Consider the following 432-nt stretch of genomic DNA (forward strand, 5'->3'; position numbering starts at 1 on the left):
CCAATACCCTTAAGCTGCACGATCATGGACGCCGGGTTTGGCATAGGGTCGCTCGCGGCATTGAGCAACGCGTCCCGTTCCGCTTCAACCTCCTTGATCTGTGCGAGGAGGATTTCGAGACGATCAAGTTCCCGTAAAATCTGTGCTTTAACTTGACGTGGCAACGGGTGTCCGTCGCCCGTTCGCAGTTCCTCCAGTCGAGCGCGGCGATTTCGGTAGATCGGTTCGTAGTCGCCAATTCCTTGTGCGAACAGCAAGCCTTTGATCCGGTTTACGTGCAGGATTCTCTCTGCGGTCAGCGTCTTTCGCTCTCGGCAAATTCGACGACGATCCTCTTCATCACGAGTGGGAACCCTGACCATCGCACACACCCTTGGTTCACCTCGCTTGTAGGCCAGAAGCGTCCGCACCAAGGTTTCCCCATCAATTTAT

General features: G+C 55.3%; 1 pseudogene. It reads right to left on the minus strand.

The annotated features are described in order from the left end of the window. Positions 1 to 428 (minus strand): annotated as a pseudogene (locus EOA27_RS39995) (IS110 family transposase); the annotation flags it as partial. Positions 429 to 432: the final 4 nt, after the last annotated feature.

It is taken from the genome of Mesorhizobium sp. M2A.F.Ca.ET.037.01.1.1, assembly GCF_003998075.1.
In the GTDB taxonomy this organism is placed as follows: Bacteria; Pseudomonadota; Alphaproteobacteria; order Rhizobiales; family Rhizobiaceae; genus Mesorhizobium.